The 4,147-nt window shown below is 61.4% G+C and carries 6 protein-coding genes; 2 read left to right on the top strand and 4 right to left on the bottom strand.

Features of this window, described 5'->3' with window-relative positions:
- The first annotated feature begins 151 nt into the window (after window positions 1–151).
- The gene (locus IAE38_RS23515; RefSeq protein WP_201219567.1) at window positions 152–379 is read left to right on the top strand and encodes a YheU family protein; all 228 of its coding nucleotides are present in this window, start codon (window positions 152–154) and stop codon (window positions 377–379) included.
- Window positions 380–383: 4 nt separating this feature from the next.
- Here the strand turns inward: IAE38_RS23515 and csrA are convergent, their stop codons facing one another.
- Window positions 384–572, bottom strand: a complete 189-nt coding sequence (gene csrA / locus IAE38_RS23520; protein ID WP_028634679.1) for a carbon storage regulator CsrA — start codon at window positions 570–572, stop codon at window positions 384–386.
- 130 nt (window positions 573–702) lie between these two features.
- Window positions 703–1,512: an SDR family oxidoreductase gene (locus IAE38_RS23525; RefSeq protein WP_201219569.1), complete on the bottom strand. Its 810-nt coding sequence runs from the start codon at window positions 1,510–1,512 to the stop codon at window positions 703–705.
- Between the two features lie 227 nt (window positions 1,513–1,739).
- Between IAE38_RS23525 and IAE38_RS23530 the strand changes: the two genes are divergently transcribed.
- The gene (locus tag IAE38_RS23530) at window positions 1,740–1,892 is read left to right on the top strand and encodes a DUF3309 family protein (RefSeq protein WP_009682861.1); all 153 of its coding nucleotides are present in this window, start codon (window positions 1,740–1,742) and stop codon (window positions 1,890–1,892) included.
- Between the two features lie 52 nt (window positions 1,893–1,944).
- Here IAE38_RS23530 and IAE38_RS23535 read toward each other — a convergent pair whose 3' ends face one another.
- A complete protein-coding gene (locus tag IAE38_RS23535) occupies window positions 1,945–3,609 on the bottom strand; it encodes a cation acetate symporter (protein WP_028634677.1) in 1,665 nt (554 codons plus the stop codon).
- Complete coding sequence (locus IAE38_RS23540) at window positions 3,606–3,917, bottom strand: DUF485 domain-containing protein (RefSeq protein WP_054886409.1); 312 nt, start codon at window positions 3,915–3,917, stop codon at window positions 3,606–3,608. Before IAE38_RS23540 ends, IAE38_RS23535 begins: the two co-directional genes overlap by 4 nt.
- Between the last annotated feature and the right edge of the window lie 230 nt (window positions 3,918–4,147).

Genomic DNA, 4,147 nt, shown 5'->3' on the forward strand with positions numbered 1-4,147 from the left:
CGTAGGAGCGAGCGCAGCTCGCGATGCGCCGCGCGGGCGGCGCTCGGTCTCCCAGGCGCAGACCTTCTCAAGGCAACCACCTGCGGCTAACCTCCCCCACAACCGCCCGTTTCGCGTAGCATGCCTACACCGCTCTCAGACACCCCTCACCATGCTGATACCCTACGAACACCTGCAAGCCGACACCCTCACCCGTCTGATCGAAGACTTCGTGACCCGCGACGGTACCGACAACGGTGACGACACCCCGCTGGAAACGCGGGTGCTGCGGGTGCGCCAGGCATTGGCCAAGGGCCAGGCCTTTATCCTGTTCGACCCCGAGAGCCAGCAATGCCAATTGCTGGCCAAGCACGATGTGCCGCCCGAGCTGCTTGACTAGCCGATCACGCCCTGCCCGCCTTGGCCTGCTGCGCCTCCTTGATTCGCCGATACACCTCGGCACGGTGCACCGGCACTTCACGCGGTGCATCCACACCAAAGCGCACCATGCCGTCCCGGGTTTCGACCACCATGATGCGGATGTCGTCGCCAATCACGATTACTTCACCCACTTCGCGTCCTATCACCAACATGTTCCGGTCCTCCTGCGAAAGGGAAAACCGGAGGGTGCATCGTAGCTGTTCAGCTACACAAGACTTCCCCCGCTATTCAGAAGTTGCCGACAAGCTACGGTAATTTTCCCTACAGATTTCACCTAATCCGTCAGCCTGAACGCGCCTTGGCTCGCATCTTCATCGCCATTTCCGCCATTTCGTCGTACAGCCGCTGAGGGGCCTGGCACTTCATGGCCCAGGCTTGCCTGCCTGCTTCGTGGGGCAGGATCAAAAACTGCCCGGCTGCCACATGCTCGAAGATGCACTCGGCTATATCGGCCGCGCTGATGGGCGAGCTTTCCAGCAGCTTGCCCACCTGGGCTTTCATGGCCGGGTCCGGGCCGCGGAACGAGTCCAGCAGGTTGGTCTGGAAAAAGGACGGACACACCACGTGCACTGCCACTTCCAACTGACGCAGCTCCACCAGCAGGCTCTCGGACAATGCCAGCACCCCAGCCTTGGCCACGTTGTAGTTGCTCATGCCCGGGCCCTGCATCAGCGCGGCCATGGAGGCGATATTGATGATGCGGCCCTTGCTGCGCTCCAGCAGCGGCAAAAACGCCTTGCAGCCCTTGACCACGCCCATCAGGTTGACCGAAATCTGCCAGTCCCAGTCTTCCAGCGACAGCTCGGCGAAGAACCCGCCTGAAGCCACGCCCGCATTGTTGACGATGACGTCCACGCCCCCGAACTGCTCGTCGCAGGCCTGGGCCATGGCGGTCAGCTGGCTGTAGTCGCGCACATCGCAGTGCTGGGCAAAGCCCGAGCCGCCAGCGGCCTTCACCTGCTCCAAGGTTTCGCGCAGGCCTGCCGGGTTCACGTCGGCCAGCGCCAGCTGCCAGCCTTCGCGGGCCCAGCGCAGGGCAATCTCGCGCCCGAGGCCCGACCCGGCGCCCGTGATCATGATGCGGTTGTGCATGGCTGCAAGCCTTGTGGTGAGGGTGAATGCAGCGAGTTTAATCAAGCCCTCAGGAGCTGGCAGGGCTTATCAGGCGAGTGAATGAGCGGCCATGAACAGGCGGTTGCACAAAAAGATGTCGAACCGGCCTACACGCCGATGGAATCTTTCACAAACGGCATCGGTCCGAATTTACAAGAGGCCGGCAACCCGAGGCCCTTGACCCTCCACCACGCAAGGACTCCTACATGACCACGATTCTGATCATCATCCTGATCCTCCTGCTGATTGGCGGCCTGCCCGTCTTCCCTCACTCGCGTAGCTGGGGCTATGGCCCGTCCGGTATCGTTGGTGTGGTGCTTGTGGTCTTGCTGGTGTTGTTGCTACTCGGCAGGATCTGACGCAAACACACAAAAAAACCGCGCCAAGGCGCGGTTTTTTTGTACCTGAAGATCAGTGCGAGACAGCCCCTGAGGCACCCAGGCCCGTTTGCGAGCGCACGAACTGCGGGAAGAACAGTGCGCGTTCGTTTTCAGCAGCCTTGGACTTGTCGGTGATCGAGAAGAACCAGATACCGCCAAAGGCAATCAGCATGGAGAACAGCGCCGGATATTCGTACGGGTAGATCGGTTTCTCGTGGCCGAGGATCTGCACCCAGATGGTCGGGCCGAGCACCATCAGCGTTACCGCACTGATCAGGCCCAGCCAGCCGCCGATCATGGCACCCCGGGTGGTCAGCTTCTTCCAGTACATCGAGAGCAACAGCACCGGGAAGTTGCAGCTGGCTGCGATGGAGAACGCCAGGCCCACCATGAAGGCGATGTTCTGCTTCTCGAACAGAATGCCCAGGCCGATCGCCAGCACGCCCAGGGCGACGGTGGTGATCTTCGACACGCGGATCTCGTCCTTGTCGTTGGCCTTGCCCTTGCGCCACACGCTGGCGTACAGGTCGTGGGACACCGCCGAGGCACCGGCCAAGGTCAGGCCCGCGACGACCGCCAGGATGGTGGCGAAGGCCACGGCCGAGATAAACCCGAGGAACACGCTGCCACCCACGGCATTGGCCAGGTGCACCGCCGCCATGTTGTTGCCACCCAGCAGGGCACCGGTAGCGTCCTTGAAGTCCGGGTTGGTGCTGACCAGCAGAATGGCGCCAAAGCCGATGATGAAGGTGAGGATGTAGAAGTAGCCGATGAAGCCCGTGGCGTACAGCACGCTCTTGCGCGCTTCCTTGGCGTCACTGACGGTGAAGAAGCGCATCAGGATGTGCGGCAGGCCGGCCGTGCCGAACATCAGCGCCAGGCCCAGGGAGAACGCCGAGATCGGGTCCTTGACCAGGCCGCCCGGGCTCATGATGGCCTCACCCTTGGCGTGCACCTTGATCGCTTCGGAGAACAGGGTGTTGAAGTCAAAGCCTACGTGCTTCATGACCATCAGTGCCATGAAGCTGGCACCGGACAGCAGCAGCACCGCCTTGATGATCTGTACCCAGGTGGTGGCCAGCATGCCGCCGAACAGCACGTACAGGCACATGAGGATGCCCACCAGGATCACCGCCACGTGGTAGTCGAGGCCGAACAGCAGCTCGATCAGCTTGCCGGCACCTACCATCTGCGCGATCAGGTAGAACGCCACTACCACCAGCGAACCAGAGGCGGACAAGGTGCGGATTTCCTTTTGCCCAAGGCGGTAGGAGGCCACGTCGGCGAAGGTGTACTTGCCCAGGTTGCGCAGGCGCTCGGCGATCAGGAACAGAATGATCGGCCAGCCGACCAGAAAGCCGATGGAGTAGATCAGGCCATCGTAGCCGGAGGTGAACACCAGTGCGGAAATACCCAGGAACGAGGCCGCCGACATGTAGTCGCCGGCAATCGCCAGGCCGTTCTGGAAGCCTGTGATCTTGCCGCCGGCCGCATAGTAGTCGGCCGCCGACTTGTTGCGTTTGGACGCCCAGTAGGTAATGCCAAGGGTAAAGGCGACAAAGGCCACGAACATGGCAATCGCCGACACATTCAGCGGTTGTTTCTGCACCTCGCCGGTCAGGGCATCGGCTGCCCACACAGCGGGTGCGAAGGCTCCGCAGGCCAGTATGGCCAGGGCTTTGGCGTGACGAATCATTGTTGCGCCTCCTTCAGGATGGCCTTGTTCAGCTCATCGAATTCGCCGTTGGCGCGGCGCACGTAGATGGCGGTAAGGACAAATGCCGAAACGATCAGGCCGACGCCCAGGGGGATACCCCAGGTAATCGATGACCCAGGGCTGAGCTTGGTGCCCAGAATCTGAGGACCGTAGGCGATCAGGAGGATGAAAGCGCAGTAGAGGCCGAGCATGATCGCCGAGAGAATCCAGGCGAACCGTTCGCGTTTGCTGACCAGCTCCTTGAAACGGGGGCTGTTTTGTATCGAGAGGTAAATGCTGTCGTTCATTGTTGTTGTCCTAGCAGCACAAAGAGGGAATGCAACCCACACCCTTACTTTATGCGGCTGTTGGACGCCAACCAGACGACCTTAGTCTTAGATGCAACGGTGTTTTACCGGTTGCGTAACAAATAGCTGAAGCGTTGGGGCTGGGAGGGGCTTGCCTTGGGTTGCGCGGTGGTGCGCACATCGAGCGCCGCCCGCGCGGCGCATCGCGAGCTGCGCTCGCTCCTACGCTT

The organism is Pseudomonas sp. S32 (genome assembly GCF_016648095.1).
Classification (GTDB): domain Bacteria; phylum Pseudomonadota; class Gammaproteobacteria; order Pseudomonadales; family Pseudomonadaceae; genus Aquipseudomonas; species Aquipseudomonas parafulva.

Excerpts from the sequence above, each read along its gene's own strand:
- csrA (WP_028634679.1), bottom strand. The coding sequence starts at position 572 with ATGTTGGTGATAGGACGCGAAGTGGGTGAAGTAATCGTGATTGGCGAC.
- IAE38_RS23530 (WP_009682861.1), top strand. The coding sequence starts at position 1,740 with ATGACCACGATTCTGATCATCATCCTGATCCTCCTGCTGATTGGCGGC.
- IAE38_RS23525 (WP_201219569.1), bottom strand. The coding sequence starts at position 1,512 with ATGCACAACCGCATCATGATCACGGGCGCCGGGTCGGGCCTCGGGCGC.
- IAE38_RS23535 (WP_028634677.1), bottom strand. The coding sequence starts at position 3,609 with ATGATTCGTCACGCCAAAGCCCTGGCCATACTGGCCTGCGGAGCCTTC.
- IAE38_RS23540 (WP_054886409.1), bottom strand. The coding sequence starts at position 3,917 with ATGAACGACAGCATTTACCTCTCGATACAAAACAGCCCCCGTTTCAAG.
- IAE38_RS23515 (WP_201219567.1), top strand. The coding sequence starts at position 152 with ATGCTGATACCCTACGAACACCTGCAAGCCGACACCCTCACCCGTCTG.